The organism is Streptomyces sp. NPDC048462, from assembly GCF_043200175.1.
Taxonomy (GTDB): domain Bacteria; phylum Actinomycetota; class Actinomycetes; order Streptomycetales; family Streptomycetaceae; genus Streptomyces.
The window spans coordinates 496,517-512,028 of sequence record NZ_JBICXG010000003.1 but is presented as its reverse complement, the minus strand read 5'-3'; the positions used below and the strand labels follow the sequence as shown (position 1 = coordinate 512,028).

Genomic DNA, 15,512 nt, shown 5'->3' with positions numbered 1-15,512 from the left:
TACGGGGCGGCGCTCTCCGGCTCCGGTTCAGCTCCGCCGGAAGAACTCCACCTCCGCCAGGGCCAGGTGACGGCCCTTCGTCAGACCGGCCGGCGAGGACAGGACCAGGCGCACCGTCTTCACGTCGCTGATCCCGGTGGGCACCGGCTGCGCACCCGGTTTGTCGCTGAGGGTGATCTGCTTGGTGTGCTTGTCGCCGTCCTGCGTGGTCACCTCCAGGTCCACCCGGAGTGCGCGCCCCTGGCCGGCGTATTCCTCCGCGGACTTGGACGCCCCGTTGGTGATGAGCACGTTGACCAGCCGGAACGGTTTGCCGAAGGTGTACGTCACCGAGGCCTGCGGCCCGGGTGCGCCCCAGTAGCGGTTGTTCAGTCCGTCCGTGGTGTTCTTCGCCGGGTGGCGGGGTATCTCCGCGCTCGCGGCGATACCGACCGGGGTCACCGCCACGGCCTTGCCCATCTTGTCCCTGGTGTCCTCGATGAGGGCGCGCCCGGCAGGCAGCAGCAGGAGCCCGCCCGCGCACAGGGCCAGCAGCACCGCGAGAATCACCAGGCCCCGTACCACCCGGCCGGAACTCGCCCGCGCCCGGCGGCGGCGGAACGGCCACACGGTCCGCCACCACGGCAGCGGTGCGGGCTTCGCGGCGGGGTTCAGCGCAGCGGCGCAGCGCCGGCAGAACCGCCGGCCGGGCAGGTTGGGCGTGGCGCAGGCCGGGCAGGGCACCCCGGCCGCCTCTTCCGGCGCCGCCACGGGCCGTACGACGGGGCGGGGCGCGACCGGCTTCGCGGGGAGTACGGGCAGCACGGGTTCCTGCTCCGACGCCTCGGGGGCGGGTGCGGCCGGGGCCGGACTCGGTCCGGGCGTGGGCGCGGGTGGAACCGTGGTGCGTGGTGGGGTGGTGGATGCGGCAGTGGCGCTCGGTGCGGTGGGGGTGCTCGGTGGGGCGGTGGTTTCCTCCGGGGTGGGTTGCGGTGGGGCCGGGGTGTTCGCGGGCGGCGTGCTCGGGGCCGGTTCGGTCTCCGACCAGCCCAGGTAGGCGCCGCAGTTACCGCAGAAGTCGTCCGCTGAACCGTTGGACGCCCCGCAGGTGGGACACGCGCGCACGGCGTCACCTCCCTTCATCGGCGGGCGGGCCGGGCAGGACCTCCACCCGGCAGACGGTGTGCACCGGGCACATCGCCCGGACGATCTCGTTGACCCGGTCCACGTCCACCGTCGCCTCGCGGCCCGGCCACACCCGGACCAGGATCTCGCCGGGCGGTTCCGGCGGCAGTTCGGCTCCGGCGGTACGCGACCACACCGCACCGCCGTCCCCGGCGATCACGGCGTTCACGCCGAGCCCGAGCCGCAACCCGTCCACCAGGCCGCGTCCGGTACCGCGCCGGCGGTGCAGCTCGACCGCGTGGACCACCGCCTCACGGCGCAGCTCCACGGGCCACCGCGGATCGTCGACCGCACCCACCCACGACGCCAGCCAGGCCAGGAAGTCGGCCGGGGCCACCCGGGGGTCGAAGTACGAGGGCAGGTTGTCCAGGGTCGCGAACACCGGGGCGAGCACGGTGTCGAGCCCCTCGGTGAACCGCTGCGCGAAGTCGTCGTCGGCGTACATGGCGGGGAGCTGTTCGCCGATCGGGTACCTGCTGGGCAGACCTGGTACGGCCGCGCGGCTCATCCCCGTACCTCCGGTTCGATGGCGGTGACGACCACCTGGTGCTGGTACGAGAAGACCAGCGCTCCTGCGGCCACGTCGATGCGGTCCGCCGGCGCACCCCGGCGTCCTGTCGTCGGGTCGGCGGCGAACAGCCGGATCTCCTCCACGAGCGCGTTGCCGGTGGCGCGTTGCAGTACGCCGAACACCTCGCCGTACTGCACCGGCCGCCCGAACGGCCACCCCGTACCGTCCGGGCCGCCGTGCAGCGGGTTGAGGAGCCGGAACAGCGCGTCGAGCGCCGCCTCGCGCACCCGGTCCGTGTCCCCGGGCGCCGCCGCGAGCCTCGCCACGACGGTGACGCCCTGGTAGACGGGCGGCTCCACCACGAGACGGGTACCGATCAGCCGTCGCTCGTCCAGGCTCTCGGTGATCGCCCGCAGTACCTGGTCCGACGGGATGAGCTGCTCGAAGCGGAGCCGGTCTCCCTCGTCGGCCACCGCGTCCGGTACGACCAGGACCCGCACCGCGCCCGCACCGTCCCCGGCGGGTATGCAGCGCACCCGGCGCACCGAGGGAGCGGCGCGGCGGCTGATGATCTCGTAGTCCTCGGCGGTCACCGCGCGCTCCTGCATCCGCAGCGCGTCCGGCGCCCGGAGCTTGGCGTTGGCGATGGTCTCACCGGCGACGCCGCCGCGCGCGGCCTCCCTGTTGTCGACCCGCGCCACGTACGGCACGGAGCTGCGCAGCACGGAGATCACGCCTCGTGCGACGTTTCCGGCAGGGCCGCCACCCGTGCGGTAGCGGGCCACTCGCAGCTGGGCGCCCTTGGGCGGTACGGCGCCGCACTGGCGCAGCGTGCCGTCCGGCTCTCGCAGCACCGGGGGGAAGGTGAACTCGCCGGTGGTGGCGTCCACCCGGACGTGCTGGTCGGCGGGGCCGGAGCGGCCGAAGTGTTCCACCAACTCCCAGCGGCGCCATCCCTGGCCCGAGGACACCTCCACCACCGGGGGTTCGCCGTCGAGGAGGACCGGTGGACGGCCGAGCCGGAAGGTCTGGCCGGCGACGCCCTCCGAGGTGCCGAGCGGCACGTCGGTCACCGTCTCCGCGTGTTCGACGTACATGGTGCCGCCGACCGTGAACACGGCCGCCTCGCGCACCGTCGGGGACTCCGAGTAGAACGGCTGGCCCGGTCCGGGCTCGGTGACGCGGCAGCGCAGCCAGCCGGCCCTGGTCCCGCCGACCACCGACGCGGTGTGCCCGGCCGGTACGTGGACGATGACCTCGCCGGGGCGGTTCAGCCCGCCGGTGGTGTCCGCGCCGGTCTCGCACTCGCGCCAGCCGCCGCCGTCCCACGCCTCCCACACCAGCGGGGGCTGGCGCGGGTCCACGCCGATGCCCTCCACCCGGCTGTCCATGCGCACCGCGACCACGCAGCGCGGCACCGGCGCCGGCAGACCGAACAGGAGCGCGTCGCCCGGCTCGGGGGTCGCCTGGAAGCAGGGCACGTCGAGCCCCTCGGCGAGCGTCCTGGTCCGGTCGCTCTGCTCACCGGTCCGGGGCGCGGTGACGAGTTTCGTCAACTCGCTCGGGACGATGTGGAGTTCGTCCGTGGTCGTGAAGACGACGGCTTCCTCGGTCTCGCCGCGCACGGTGGTCACCTCGGTGCCGGCGGGGAGCGTCACCGTCTCGGGCTGGGGGGCCGACAGCCAGAAGTCGACGTCGGCACCGGCGGCGGCCGGCGGGAACAGGCAGATGCCCAACAGGTCGAGGAACGCTGTGTAGTTCTTGTCCGGGACACGGTTCAGCCGGTAGAGCAGCTGGTCCACGAGGTAGGCGAACGTCTCGATGAGAGTGACGCCCGGGTCGGAGACGTTGTGGTCGGTCCACTCCGGGGCGCGCTGCTGCACGTACCGCTTCGCCTCGTCGACGAGTTGCTGGAACCGCCGGTCGTCCAGGTTGGGGAAGTCCAGAGCCATCAGTCCGCGACCAATTCCTCGGTCTCCTCGTCGGAGGGGATCGTGTAGAAGGGAAAGACCAGGTTGCGCCGGTCGTTGGTGGAGCGCACGGTGTAGTGCACGTCGATGTAGAGGGTGCCGTCCTCGACGGCGTCGAAGGCGACCACCACGTCGTCCACCGCGATGCGTGGCTCCCACCGTTCGAGGGCCTCGCGGGTCTGCTGCGCGATGCGTCCGGCGGTGGCGCCGTTGCCGGGGGCGAAGACGTAGTCGTGGATGCCGCAGCCGAACTCGGGGCGCATGGGGCGCTCGCCGGGCGCGGTTCCGAGCACCAGGCGGATCGCCTCCTCGATCTCCCGCTCGCGTTCGACCATGGCGATCCCGCCGGTCGGCCCGACGCGCAGCGGGAACGCCCAGCCGCGCCCGATGAACCGCTCGCTCATCACATGCCCCCGATGCGGACGTTCTGGGCGCCGGTCAGGATGTTCCCGGAGCACGCCGTACGGTCGCCGGCCCGCGCGGCCGGCAGCCCGCCGATCAGTACCGTGCCGGTGGCGAGCGCGGCCGGGTCGGGCAGGATCACGTTGGCCGGCCCCAGCAGTGCGTGCGGGGGGATCGGACAGGTGTGGAGGCTGCCCACGACGGCGGCGGGACGGCCGCCGATCAGCACCCGCATCACCGCGGCGGCGGCGCCGGGCGGCGCGGTGGCGATCACACCGCCGTGGCTGGTGGGGTCGCCGGTACGGGCTGCGGCTGGCATGCGGCACTCCTTGCGGAAGGTCCTGGGCCCGGAGGCCGGTCGCGGATTCGGTCAGGTGAGCGGAGTGGGTCAGGTGGGCCGGGTACTGAGGGTGCTGCGAGCGCTTCGGGCGCTTCGGTGGGTCCGCGCAGGTGGCGGGGTCTCAGTTGATCCGGATGAGCCGGGCCTTCAGGACGCCCAGCAGACCGCCGTCGACGGTGACATCCGAAACACCGTTGACGCGCACGGAACGGCCCCCGATCCGCACTCCGTCCGTGCCGTCGATGTCCACCTGTCTGCCCCGCACGTTCACCTTGCCCAGCTTGGCGTCCAGCGTGATGCCGTCCTTGTCGAGCACGACGGAGCTGAGGGGGCGGCCGCGCCCGGCGTACACGGTCAGTTCGATCCGGTCCAGGCGGTCGTCGAGGCGTACTTCGAGGCGCTCGTCGGCGGTCATCAGCCGCAGTCCGGACGGGCCCGGCGCCCGCGCGTCCAGGAGCTCGACCCGGTGCCCCGAACGCGACACCACCGAACGGCGGTTGACCTTGCCACTGGTCCGGTCGATCAGCGGGACGTCGTGGGGTGAGGGCCGGTCCACGCCGTTGTACAGCCCCCCGATGACGTACGGGCTGTCCAGCAGCCCCTGCTCGAACCCGACCAGGACCTCGTCGTTGACCTCCGCGCTCACCACCCCTCCCCCGCCGACGCCGCCCCACTGCACGGTGCGCACCCAGTCGGTGACGTAACTCTCGTCCAGCCAGGGAAACTTCAGCCGGACCCCGCCACGCTCGGCGCCGTCCGGCTCGCGTACGTCGGTCACCACGCCGATCGCCAGACCCGGCATACGGGGGCCACGGTCAGGCCCGCCGGTCACCAGGCCGGTCAGTGAGCGGTCCGGGCCCGCACCGACCCAGACGGTGGTGCGGTAGCCCTCGTGCGGCTCCAGTACGTGCTGTACGGCCGTCGCCGTGTACCGGCCCGAGAACGCCTGCCCGACGTTGCCGAGAGCCACCGGTTTACCGGCGCGCAGCCGGGGGTTGCCCTCGGCCAGCGCCTCCAGTTCCCCGAAGCCCGCGCTGACCTGGGCGGCCGTCGCGTCCGCGACCGCCGTCGTCTCGGCCTGGGTGCGGTACGGGGTGTCCGTGACGGTCAGCTTGGCCTTGCCGAAGCGGGCGTTCGCCGACGGGTTCAGACCGGGCACCGCGGTGTCACTGACCACCGACGGGTTCCGGGCCACCAGGGGCCGTTTGGTCTTGACGTCCCAGCCGCGCACCTCCACCGACGCCGCGCTGTCCGCCGCCGACAGCGAGGCCCGCAGCGCGAGGAGGTTGCGGCCGTACTCGAGCACCATCGGGTTCCTGGTGGCCGAGGTCGACGGCGCGGGCGCGCCGGACGCCTTCTGCGGCCGGGTGAACTGGAGCAGGCCCTTGTCGTCCACCCGCACCTGCGCACCGCTCTCGCCGGCCAGGTACTGCAGGAAGTCCCAGTCGGACACGTTCGCCTGCGAGAGCTGCTGGTAGGTGACCGGTGCGGCCTGCACGGTTCCGCAGGCCAGACCGGCCCCGGCGGCCACCTTGCGGACGATCGCGGCCGCCGTCATGTTCCGGTACGCGACCACCTTGCGGCCCCGCTGCAGCCGGTGCGCCTTGGAGTACGCGCGCACCACCGTGAACGAGCCGGTGCGGTCCCCGTCCAGTTCCAGGGCCGTCACCTCGCCGTCGAACAGCCGCTCACGCGCCTGGCCCGAGGCGGTCACCACCGAGACCCGCAGCGGGGTACCGATGGTGATTCCGGTCGCCTGGAGGAACTCGTGATCGGGGTCGCGGAAGGTGAGCACCGCCGCGTCGGGCAGGCCCACGTTCTCGTCCACCACGCAGCTCACCAGCTGGGCGGCCCAGACCCTGGGGAGCTCGGCGGGCGTCTCCACGACGGGGTCCGCCGCGAACGACCGGCTGCCCTGTGCCTCGGTTGTGCTCACCGTTCCTCCACGCTGTCCGTGTCCAGCAGTGCCGGCACCACCAGTTCGGTGCCGGGCGCGAGCGCCATCGGGTCGTCGATTCCGTTCGCCTCCGCGATGACCCGCCACGCCGTCGGGTCGCCGTACTCCCGCCAGGCCAGCATGGCGAGGCTGTCGCCCGCCACGACCGTGTGCGTACTGCGGGCGGTGCGGGCGCCGGACGTCGGGTTCTGGCCCGCCGTGTCGACGCTCGCCTCCTCGATGGACAGCCCGCAGGTGGCCCGCAGCGGCTTGCCGTCCACGTCGAACAGCGTGTAACTCACGGACAGGCTTGAAAGCACCCCGTCGAACGCGGTCGTCCGAGCGGTGCCCCACTCGAACCTGACCCATGGGCTGGCCGGCTTCTTGCGGCCCAGGCTGGCCGGTGTCGGCACGCAGGCCTTCATCAGCTTCTCCACCGCCTGCTCCACGGAGTTGTCGTGGGTGGCTGTGGCGTCCAGGAACACTTCGAGGCTCAGCGTGCGCGGTCCGCTGCCGACGAACTCGGGCAGCGCCGACTGCCCGGCCATCCGGGACGGGGAGCGCCGCCACTCGGCGGTCTTGCGCAGTTCCAGGGTGGAGGGGTTGAACTGCAGGTCGAGCTGCGCGACCGTCCCACCGGGTTTCGCGCCGACCGAGGCCGGGGGCTCCTTGAGGATCAGCTGGGCTCTGGCCCGGCTGGAGCGCACCGCTGGCGACATGCCTGGAGTTCCTTTCCGGTGCGGGTACGAGGGCTGGCGGGGAAGGGTGCCGGGTCAGGAAGGACGCAGCCCCTGATGGGCGATCTCCAGGGTTTCCACCGCGGCCTCCGAACGGGCGGGATCGAAGGACGGCCCCTGCCAGCGGACCGGGACGATCCCGAACACCTGCCAGCTGATGATCCTGGTCAGGTCCGGTTTCAGCGCCACGATCTCGCCGTCCTTGGGCTCCACCCGCCGCAGCGTCTCGTCGAGCCAGCGGCCGATCTTCGCCGTGTCGGCGGTGACCGGCCTGGTGAGCGTGATGTTCGACCAGGTCACGCGTCCGGGCAGTTGCCAGGTGAAGCCGTTGTTGCCGCCTTCGGCATAGCTCTCCATCTCCACCTCGGCGCCCATGCCGGAGCAGGTGTGAAAGGCCCCGAGGTCGTTCCCGGCGATAGCGAGCCGGAAGAACACGCTGGTCGCGAAGATGCTGTCTGTCATTGCTCCGTCATCCGTTCGGTGCTCTCGGGTCTCAGCGGCGTCCGTCGTAGGGACGGCCCGTACGGTCCCGGCCACGCCGCAGTTCGGTGCGCAGCAGCCGGGCCAGGGGGTCGAGCAGGCGGCGCGCCAGCTCGTCCAGTTCGGCACCGGAGCCCTGCGGTAGCCCGGCCGCGTCCCTGCCGGCGGCGGACGATGCCTTACCCGGCCGCTCCGGCTCCGGCCCGGCCGGTGTGCCGTTGGATACGGAGCTGCTGGGTACGGGGCTGCTGGATGCCGGGCTGTGGGATACGGGGCCGTTGGGCGGGGGGCCGTCGCCCGTCCCGGCGACGTCGCGCTGGACCTGGGGCCCGGCCCGGCCGGACCCGCCCGTCGCAGGCCTCGGGCTCGTCGGCGTGCCGGCCCGGGGCCGGACCACGGGGACGGTGCCCGAGGGTGCCCGCGCCGGTGCCGGTGTGACCGGGGGGCGGCCGGCGAGCGCCTGCGCCTGGGGTGCGGTCACCGGCAGGGGGCGTACGGGTACGGGCCCTGCCGGCGCGGCACTTGCCGAAGCCGGGCCTGCCGGTGCTCCTCCCCCGGCCGGGCCCCGGAGGGACGACGCGGGCCGGACGACCGGGACGCGCCGGGCGGACTCCGGAGCGCCGTTGCTCCGTACGCCGCGCCCCGCTTCCGCCGGCCGGGCACCGGAGCGTCCGGTGGCCGCCCGCTGGATCTGCGGCGTGGCCCGGGGCGTCCCGGACGGACCCGGCGACGGCTGTGCCGGGCCGCTCCGGTGCGGAGCCGGTGCGCCGGGCCAGCGCGCCGCCACCACCGGAGGGCCACCGGCTCGGGGGGTGGCGGGGGCTGCCACGCCTTGTGGAGCCAGGGTGTTCAGGCTGAGGGGACGGGCGGCGAGCAGCGAGAGGGTGCGGGGCGCGGACGCCGGGGCGGCGTGTGCTCCGGTCCGGGTCACGGTGACGGGGCGCGGGCTGACCGTGCTCAGGGGCGAAGCAGCTGCGATGCCGGAGCTACTTGTGGGGCCATCGATACTTGTGGGGCTTGCGTTGCTTGTCACGCTCAGGCCTCCTGCCGCGAGGGCACGGGAGACCGCATTGCCGGGCCCGGAGGCGGAGCCAGGGACAGAGCTGGATCCAGAGGCAGAGCCGGGGCCAGAGGCAGAGCCGGGACAAGAACCGGAACCGCCCGAGGCCGATTCCCGGCGGCGCGTGTTCCCTGCGGATCCCGCCGCTCCCGCAACGCCGCCCTGTGCGCCTGCCCGTGCACCTTCCCCTGTACCAAGCAGCGGCGCTTCCGTGGCGCTTGAGCGGTTCCGATCCGTCGTGGGTGGCGCCGGAGCTGCCCCGGACGTCCGGTCCTGTCGGGCCGGAGCACGCTGAACGTCGGGACCGGGTGCCGTGCGGCGAGGGCGCGGACCGGACCCGGTGGCGCCCGGCAGGCCCGCGCTGGGGGGCAGCTCGGACAACGGCGCGCCCAGGCCGCCGCGCGCTCGTGCCCCGGGGCGGCGGATCGGAGTCCGAGCGGGGGTATCCGTCCTCTTCGCGGGGGCGGTCGGTGTGCCGGGGGCCGGGGCACCGGGGGCCGGGGCACCGGGGGCCGGGGTATGGGAGGTGGTCTCCAAGTGGTGCTGGACCACGGGAAGCGCCGGACCGGACGTGGGTGCGGGTGCGGTGGGAGTGGTGGGTCCGGTCGGGGGAACCGCCACGGCGTCCGGCGTCAACGGCTGCGATGTGGAGGGCAGTTCACTCATCGGTGCGCCGAGTGGCGCGCGAACGGCGGCTCGCTGTACGGGCTCCGCCGGGCGCGTCCCGGCCCCGGCGGACGGGCCTGCGGTGAAGTCGGGCCCAGGTGCGTCCGGGGCGGCCCGGTTCACGGGAGCCCGCACGGTGGCCGGTCGCAGGGCCGGGAGCCGGCGCGCGGGCCCGGCCGGACGCCGGGCGACGGTCGGCAGCGGCCCGACCGGACGGGGCCGTACAGCCTCGCGGGACACCTCGTTCCCCGGGGCGCGGGGCGGCTGCGGCTGTCCGGCTCGCCTCGTGGCCGGTGACTCGGGTGCCCCCTGCGCCGCGCGCTGGACGGCCGGTCCCGATGACGTACGGCTGCCGGAACCGGCGGCCGGCCGGGACGCTCGCTCCGGAGCCGGGCCGGACGCTCCCGGTGGTGTCCGCGAGGCGCGTGCGCCGGAAGTGGGCCGGGCCACGGCTGCGTCCGCGACCGCGCCCGGGACCACCGACACGCGTCGCACCAGCGGGATGCGGGGAGCGGCCTGGCTGGGGGTGGCGCCCGTGTCCGTGGGCGTCACGACCGGGCCGGCGGCCGGGTCCGCCGCCCTCCGGCCGACTGGATCCGGCGGAAGAGGTGTGGCGGGGGAATCCGTGGATGTGAGGCCGCGGGTCCGAGACGGATCAGCCGAACGGCGTTCCACCGAAGGGCTGTTGCCGTCGGGTCGGGCCGCCGCTGTGGGCGCCGGGCCGAGGCCGGGTCCCGTACCCGACGTCGCGGTTCCTGTCGCCTTCGCCGTTCTCGTCGCCGCCCCCGGACGGGTCCGGCGCGAGATCTGCGGTGTCCGGGCGGCCGGGGCCCGCGTACCGCCGGTCGCGCTCACCACGTCCGGGGCACCGAGTCCGGGTGAGCCGCCATCCGCCCCGTTCGGCTGCTCCGTGCGCAGGGCCCGGAGCAGCAGGGGGCCCCGGCCGGTGCGGGTGGGCTGCGGGGCGGCGGGGGGCGTGACGCCGCGCACCAGACCGGTCGGGGCGGTGGGCAGCACGGCATGGCCCAGGCCGGCGTCGAACGACGGGTTCTGCCAGCTCGCGAGGCCGTCGCGGAAGGAGAGCCCGTCGCTGACGCCGAGCGGGGCGCGGGCCACGGTCAGCTGTTGCGGCGGGGCGCCGCGCCAGCCGCCGTCCCAGTCGCCCGGCACGGAGGCAGCCGGATCGGCCGGTGCGCCCCGGTCCGGACCGTCGCCGAAGGGACCGGCCGCCGCGGCGCGCTCCGCGGACCGGGGGCGGTCCGCGGTGTCGGGACCGGCAGTCCGGCGGCGCAGCCTGTCCCGCCATGCCATGCGCTCAACCGCCTTCGTTCACACGGGTGTTGATTCGGGCTATCTCGGATACCCACTCCTGGCGCTCGCCGTGCGTCAGGTCGAGGATCTCCTCGCGTTGCCAGTGGAAGTGGTAGGCGATGTACGCGATCTCCTCCCGGAGCCGGGGAAGGGCGTACGTCACGATTCCCCCAGGCGCCCACCCGAGAGGTCGACCTCGAAGCCGCCCTCGCAGTGCGGGCAGGTCACCGCCGCCCGGGTGTGGCCCTCGCTGTTGACGCGGCGGTAGAAGTCCTGGAGGAACGCCACGTCGGTGGCGTACATCCGTTCCACCACCCCGGCGTGCACATCGGTGATCGCGCCGAGCCGGGTGATCACCTGGCTGAGCAGGACCACGCTCAGGTACGCCGGGTTCTCCTTGACCCGCAGGTCGATCTGGGGCCGCAGCTCGTCACGGGCGGTCGCCAGGCGCATCGATCCGTGCCGGTGCACCGTGCCCGCCTCGTCCACGTATCCGCGCGGGAGCTCGAACTCGAACTCGGTGCGCAGCCTGTGGTCCTCCCGGGGGGCCGGGGCGGCGGCGGGGGCGGCCGCCGCCTGCTCCGGCACCTGGGCGGGCTCCGTCGCCTGGAGGATCTCCTCCAGGTTGCCCGCGGACACCGTACGACGCCTCATTCGACGACGATCTCCTCGAAGACGATCGTGACGGACTCGGTGGCCGCGGCGGACTCGCCCGCCTTGAGCGACGGGCCCTCCCACTTCGAGGCCCAGCCCTGCATCAGCTGGATGCGCCGGACGGTGCTGCCCTCGGAGTCCTTGATCTCGATCGTGAGGTTCTGCCGCGCGGCGTCCACGGCGCCCTTGTTCAGGGTCTCCTTGATCCACGAGGTGAACTCGCTGCTCTGGTCGAGTCCGCGGGTGATCGTGACCTCACCGGCCTGCCGGGCGCCGGGCTGCTTGCGGATGATCTGCTTGCCCTCCGCGCTGACCTGACGGACCTCGACGACCTCCTCCTCGACGGTCAGCCCGCTGATCTCCTGAATCGACTCGACCAGGTAGCCGCCGAGCTGCACGCCGAAGACGTGGGTGGAAAGAGCATCGCCCTCTGCCATGGCTGTCTGTCACCTTTCTTTGCTGACCCGCGGGTCACTCGTCGATGAGGCTGGTGGTGTCGGAGAACTGAGCCAGCCGGAACACCACGAACTCCGCGGGCTTGACCGGCGAGACGCCGATCTCACAGATGACCCGGCCCTGGTCGATGGACTCCTGCGGGTTGTTGTCGCGGTCGCACCGCACGTAGAACGCCTCTTCGGCGGTGCGGCCGAACAGCGCGCCCCTGCGCCACTCCTCGGTGAGGAACGCGGTGACGTTGCGCCGGATGCTCGACCACAGGCGGTCGTCGTTCGGCTCGAAGACCACCCACTGGGTGCCCAGGAGGATCGACTCCTCCAGGTAGTTGAACAGCCGGCGCACGTTCAGGTAGCGCCATGCCGGGTCCGAGGAGAGGGTGCGGGCGCCCCACACCCGCACGCCCCGGCCGGAGAACGCGCGCACGCAGTTCACGCCGATCGGGTTCAGCAGGTCCTGCTCGCCCTTGCTGAGCCGGAGTTCCAGATCCACGGCGCCGCGGATCACCTCGTTGGCGGGCGCCTTGTGCACGCCGCGCTCGGCGTCGCTGCGCGCCCACACGCCCGCGATGTGACCGCTGGGCGGGACGGTGGTGTTGCGTCCGGCCGCCGGGTCGAAGACCCGCACCCACGGGTAGTAGAGGGTGGCGTAGCGGGAGTCGTAGCCTGCCTCGTCGTTGCGCCAGGTGCGCACCTGCTGGGCGGAGAGTCCGGGCGGGCTGTCCAGGATGGCCACCCGGTCGCCCATCTGCTCGCAGTGCGCGATCACGGCGAGCTGCACCGTTCGTACGCCCTCCGCGTCGATGTCACCGCGCTGGTGGGCGCTCATCAGGTCCGGCACCGAGACCATGGTGATCTCGTCGATGGCCTCCAGGCCGCCGAACCCCGTACGGGCTGCGGCGTCGCCGACGTACTCGGACGCGTCGAGGCGCGCGACCTCGCCGGAGCCGGACGCGGCGGGCGCGGCCGGGGCGTCGGGCACTGCCACGGTCTGGCCCGCGGGCCGGCTCTGGGTGGCGTTGCGCTGCTCGGTGACCGCGATCAGGCTGGAGGAACGTGCCTGGGTGACGAGGTATCCCTTGACGTTCTTGCGGGTCGAGGCCTCGTAGGTCTCCACGACCTTGTCGCCCTGGCGGACCAGGACCTTGAAGCGGTCCTCGGGCGGGTTCTCGCCGTCCGCGTCGGCGATCTCCACCGACACCCCGGTGATCCCCGGCCTGGCCGCGATCAGGAAGCCGCCGAGTTCGACCGGCTCCGCCGCCCTGGCCTGCGCCCCCTGGGCGCCGTCGGCCGGGGATGCGCCCTCGGCGGGTCCGCCGATCCGGACCACGTAGGCCGCGCCCCCGCCGTTGGCGAAGTATCCGTAGACCGCGTGGGGCAGGTAGGTGCCCTCCGCGAATCCGCCGAACAGCTGGGTGTACTGGTCCCAGGAGGTGACCAGTGTCGGTGCGTGGAACGGTCCGTTCCGGGCAAACCCCACGAACGCGGCGACGGCGGTGCCGACCCCTTCGATCGGTCGGGCACCGGACTGCACCTCCTCCACGTACACACCCGGGGTGAGGTACGTCGGCATACTCGCTCCTTCGCGTCCTTACGGGTCACCTGTGTCCAGGCCGAGTCTTCGCTGCCGGCCCGCCTCGGCGACAGGGACTCGCGGACCTGGCCGGGGGCAAGGCCGCTGCCTTTCCGGGACGCCCCGCGCTGACCGTCCGGGCCAGGCGGTACGCGCGCCTCAGGCGCCGGCGGCCTCGGTCATGTACGGGCCGAACTCGCCCTCCAGGACCAGCCGCCCGAGCTTGCGGTACTCCTGCACGACCGAGGTCACCACCTGGCGCATGGTGAGCGGCGTGCCGGACTCCGCCGCCAGGTACGCCGCGGTCACCGCGCAGGCCCGGATCGAGCCCCCGGCGAGTTCGAAGCGGTCCGCGCAGAAGACGAGGTCGAGGTCGTCGGCGCGGGGCAGCCGGTCGCCCAGACACCGGTCCCAGAGGGCGAGGCGCTGGCCCGGGTCGGGCACCGGGAAGTCCGCCACCACGTCCAGGCGGCGGGTGAAGGCCTCGTCCAGGTTGGCCCGCAGGTTGGTGGTCAGCACGGCGATCCCGTCGAACGACTCCATGCGCTGGAGCAGGTACGCCGACTCGATGTTGGCGTGCCGGTCGTGCGCGTCCTTCACCTCCGAGCGCTTGCCGAAGATCGCGTCGGCCTCGTCGAAGAGCAGGACCGCGTTGACCGCGGACGCCTCGGTGAAGATCCGTTCCAGGTTCTTCTCGGTCTCCCCGACGTACTTGTCGACGACCGTGGACAGGTCCACCACGTACAGGTCCATGCCCAGGTCTGCGGCGACGACCTCGGCGGACATGGTCTTGCCGGTGCCCGACTCGCCCGCGAACAGGGCGATCACGCCACGTCCCCGGCCGCCGCCGGGCCGCATCCCCCACTGCCCCAGCACCTGCTCGCGGTGGCGGGCCCGCAGGGCGAGTTCGCGCAGCCGCCGGTGGGTGGTCGGCGGGAGCACCAGGTCGTCCCAGCCGACGCCCGGCTCCACCCGGCGGGCGAGCCGTTCGAGCCCGGCGCCGTTCTGGGCACGCACGGCGCTCTGCAGATCGTCGGGGCCGACCGGCCCGCCGGCCAGGGTGGCCGTGCGCACCGCGGCGTCGGCGGCGCGGCGCAACTGCCCGGAGTCCAGACGGTGCGCGGCGACGGCCCTGGCGAGCGCATCGGCGTCGCCGGTCATGGAGCCCTCACCGGCGGCCCGGTCGAGGGCGTGCCGCCAGCGCGCTGCCTGCCGCTCGGGAGACGGCGCCGCCACGGTCAGGACGACGGGGGCGTCGGCGGCCCACCCCGGGTCCCAGCCGGTGGTGCCGTGCGTGAGCAGCGGGATTCCCCGCAGCGCCGCGCACAACGCGCCCAGCGTCCGGGCCCGTTCGACGGGCTCGGCGGGCAGCGCCTCCACCGGGCCGAGTACGACCCCGGAGCCGGTCAGCCGGGCCTCGCGGGCTGCCACCCGGGCGAGTTCGGGCAGTTCGCCGGAGCGCCGGGCCAGCGCAACCGCGTCCAGAACGAGCGGCCGCAGCCCGGCCGCGCGCAGGGCTGCGGTGGCCAGGCCCTCGGCGTCGCCGCCCCGGCTGCGCAGGTGCACGAGGCCGGTGCCGGTGCGGGCGGCGGCCGAGGCCCGCCGGATCTCCGCCGCGTCGGCGGTCGGGTCCTCACCGCTCTCGCCGAGCACCCCGGCGAGCAGAACGTCGGGGTGCGCGTTGCCCAGGAGATGCCCGGACACCCGGTCGGGGACCGCCAGGACGCGGGAGAGCGGTGGCCGTTCCGGCTCGGTGACCCGCACCAGAGCGCCGTCGACGAGCGGTGCTCCGGGGGCGAGCCGGAAGCGGGCGGCGGCCGCGCCGGCCAGCCCGCACAGCTCCAGGGCGAGCCCGACCGTGGGACGACGGCGCGTCAGATCGTCGTTGAGGTAGCCGTAGAACCGCTCGAACCGCGCGTCCAGGTCGGGCGCCACCGCGATCAGAAGAAGGTCCAGGTCCAGCGGCGAGAGGCCGAACCGCACGGCGAGGCCTTCGAGGACGGAGCCGGGAGGCGGCTGCCAGGGCTCCTGCGCCGGTGCACCGAGGCCGCCCGGTTCGTCCAGGATGCGGGTGATCGCCTCGGGGGTGAAGTACTGGCCCCGGTAGGGGTCGTCGGGGTCGGGGTCGGCGGCCCGGCGGTCCTCCACCGCCTGCCGTACCCGCTGCTCGACCAGGCGGAGCCGGGCCCAGAGGTGGGCCTCTCCGGCGGGGACGGGGGGCTCGGTGCCGCACCTGCCCGAAGGCTCGGCGATGAC

At 73.8% G+C, this 15,512-nt stretch carries 14 protein-coding genes; all 14 read right to left on the bottom strand.

Annotation, left to right across the window (positions count from 1 at the left end):
- Positions 1 to 27: 27 nt before the first annotated feature.
- The 14 genes from ACGFU6_RS08255 to ACGFU6_RS08190 all read right to left on the bottom strand — a co-directional run bounded on the left by ACGFU6_RS08255 (position 28) and on the right by ACGFU6_RS08190 (position 15,509).
- Positions 28 to 804, bottom strand: a complete 777-nt coding sequence (locus ACGFU6_RS08255; RefSeq protein ID WP_393608962.1) for an NADase-type glycan-binding domain-containing protein — start codon at positions 802 to 804, stop codon at positions 28 to 30.
- A gap of 304 nt (positions 805 to 1,108) precedes the next feature.
- Positions 1,109 to 1,672 carry a phage tail protein gene (locus tag ACGFU6_RS08250; protein ID WP_393608961.1) on the bottom strand — a complete coding sequence of 188 codons (564 nt, stop codon included), beginning with the start codon at positions 1,670 to 1,672 and terminating at the stop codon, positions 1,109 to 1,111.
- Positions 1,669 to 3,627, bottom strand: coding sequence for a putative baseplate assembly protein (locus ACGFU6_RS08245; protein ID WP_393608959.1), 1,959 nt, complete (start codon positions 3,625 to 3,627; stop codon positions 1,669 to 1,671). The genes ACGFU6_RS08250 and ACGFU6_RS08245 overlap by 4 nt, the downstream gene beginning before the upstream one ends.
- Entirely contained in the window at positions 3,627 to 4,049 is a 423-nt protein-coding gene (locus ACGFU6_RS08240; RefSeq protein WP_145768325.1) for a GPW/gp25 family protein, read from the bottom strand. Before ACGFU6_RS08240 ends, ACGFU6_RS08245 begins: the two co-directional genes overlap by 1 nt.
- The gene (locus tag ACGFU6_RS08235; protein ID WP_393608957.1) at positions 4,049 to 4,366 is read right to left on the bottom strand and encodes a PAAR domain-containing protein; all 318 of its coding nucleotides are present in this window, start codon (positions 4,364 to 4,366) and stop codon (positions 4,049 to 4,051) included. The genes ACGFU6_RS08240 and ACGFU6_RS08235 overlap by 1 nt, the downstream gene beginning before the upstream one ends.
- Before the next feature lie 142 nt (positions 4,367 to 4,508).
- On the bottom strand, positions 4,509 to 6,323 hold the full coding sequence (locus tag ACGFU6_RS08230; protein ID WP_393608956.1) for a VgrG-related protein: 1,815 nt from the start codon (positions 6,321 to 6,323) through the stop codon (positions 4,509 to 4,511).
- Entirely contained in the window at positions 6,320 to 7,042 is a 723-nt protein-coding gene (locus ACGFU6_RS08225; protein WP_393608954.1) for a LysM peptidoglycan-binding domain-containing protein, read from the bottom strand. Before ACGFU6_RS08225 ends, ACGFU6_RS08230 begins: the two co-directional genes overlap by 4 nt.
- 54 nt (positions 7,043 to 7,096) lie before the next feature.
- Positions 7,097 to 7,522, bottom strand: coding sequence for a phage tail protein (locus ACGFU6_RS08220; protein WP_123465434.1), 426 nt, complete (start codon positions 7,520 to 7,522; stop codon positions 7,097 to 7,099).
- Between the two features lie 31 nt (positions 7,523 to 7,553).
- Positions 7,554 to 8,021 (bottom strand): hypothetical protein, encoded by a 468-nt coding sequence (locus ACGFU6_RS08215; RefSeq protein WP_393608953.1) that lies wholly within the window; start codon positions 8,019 to 8,021, stop codon positions 7,554 to 7,556.
- Between the two features lie 2,560 nt (positions 8,022 to 10,581).
- The gene (locus ACGFU6_RS08210) at positions 10,582 to 10,740 is read right to left on the bottom strand and encodes a DUF6760 family protein (RefSeq protein WP_185092612.1); all 159 of its coding nucleotides are present in this window, start codon (positions 10,738 to 10,740) and stop codon (positions 10,582 to 10,584) included.
- On the bottom strand, positions 10,737 to 11,231 hold the full coding sequence (locus ACGFU6_RS08205) for a hypothetical protein (protein ID WP_393608951.1): 495 nt from the start codon (positions 11,229 to 11,231) through the stop codon (positions 10,737 to 10,739). The genes ACGFU6_RS08210 and ACGFU6_RS08205 overlap by 4 nt, the downstream gene beginning before the upstream one ends.
- Positions 11,228 to 11,668, bottom strand: coding sequence for a phage tail protein (locus ACGFU6_RS08200; protein ID WP_024494932.1), 441 nt, complete (start codon positions 11,666 to 11,668; stop codon positions 11,228 to 11,230). Before ACGFU6_RS08200 ends, ACGFU6_RS08205 begins: the two co-directional genes overlap by 4 nt.
- Positions 11,669 to 11,702: 34 nt before the next feature.
- A complete protein-coding gene (locus ACGFU6_RS08195) occupies positions 11,703 to 13,256 on the bottom strand; it encodes a phage tail sheath family protein (RefSeq protein WP_393608949.1) in 1,554 nt (517 codons plus the stop codon).
- Positions 13,257 to 13,415: 159 nt separating this feature from the next.
- Positions 13,416 to 15,509: an AAA family ATPase gene (locus ACGFU6_RS08190; RefSeq protein ID WP_393609077.1), complete on the bottom strand. Its 2,094-nt coding sequence runs from the start codon at positions 15,507 to 15,509 to the stop codon at positions 13,416 to 13,418.
- Between the last annotated feature and the right edge of the window lie 3 nt (positions 15,510 to 15,512).

Excerpts from the sequence above, each read along its gene's own strand:
- ACGFU6_RS08195 (WP_393608949.1), bottom strand. The coding sequence starts at position 13,256 with ATGCCGACGTACCTCACCCCGGGTGTGTACGTGGAGGAGGTGCAGTCC.
- ACGFU6_RS08235 (WP_393608957.1), bottom strand. The coding sequence starts at position 4,366 with ATGCCAGCCGCAGCCCGTACCGGCGACCCCACCAGCCACGGCGGTGTG.
- ACGFU6_RS08220 (WP_123465434.1), bottom strand. The coding sequence starts at position 7,522 with ATGACAGACAGCATCTTCGCGACCAGCGTGTTCTTCCGGCTCGCTATC.
- ACGFU6_RS08205 (WP_393608951.1), bottom strand. The coding sequence starts at position 11,231 with ATGAGGCGTCGTACGGTGTCCGCGGGCAACCTGGAGGAGATCCTCCAG.
- ACGFU6_RS08245 (WP_393608959.1), bottom strand. The coding sequence starts at position 3,627 with ATGGCTCTGGACTTCCCCAACCTGGACGACCGGCGGTTCCAGCAACTC.
- ACGFU6_RS08240 (WP_145768325.1), bottom strand. The coding sequence starts at position 4,049 with ATGAGCGAGCGGTTCATCGGGCGCGGCTGGGCGTTCCCGCTGCGCGTC.
- ACGFU6_RS08250 (WP_393608961.1), bottom strand. The coding sequence starts at position 1,672 with ATGAGCCGCGCGGCCGTACCAGGTCTGCCCAGCAGGTACCCGATCGGC.
- ACGFU6_RS08225 (WP_393608954.1), bottom strand. The coding sequence starts at position 7,042 with ATGTCGCCAGCGGTGCGCTCCAGCCGGGCCAGAGCCCAGCTGATCCTC.
- ACGFU6_RS08200 (WP_024494932.1), bottom strand. The coding sequence starts at position 11,668 with ATGGCAGAGGGCGATGCTCTTTCCACCCACGTCTTCGGCGTGCAGCTC.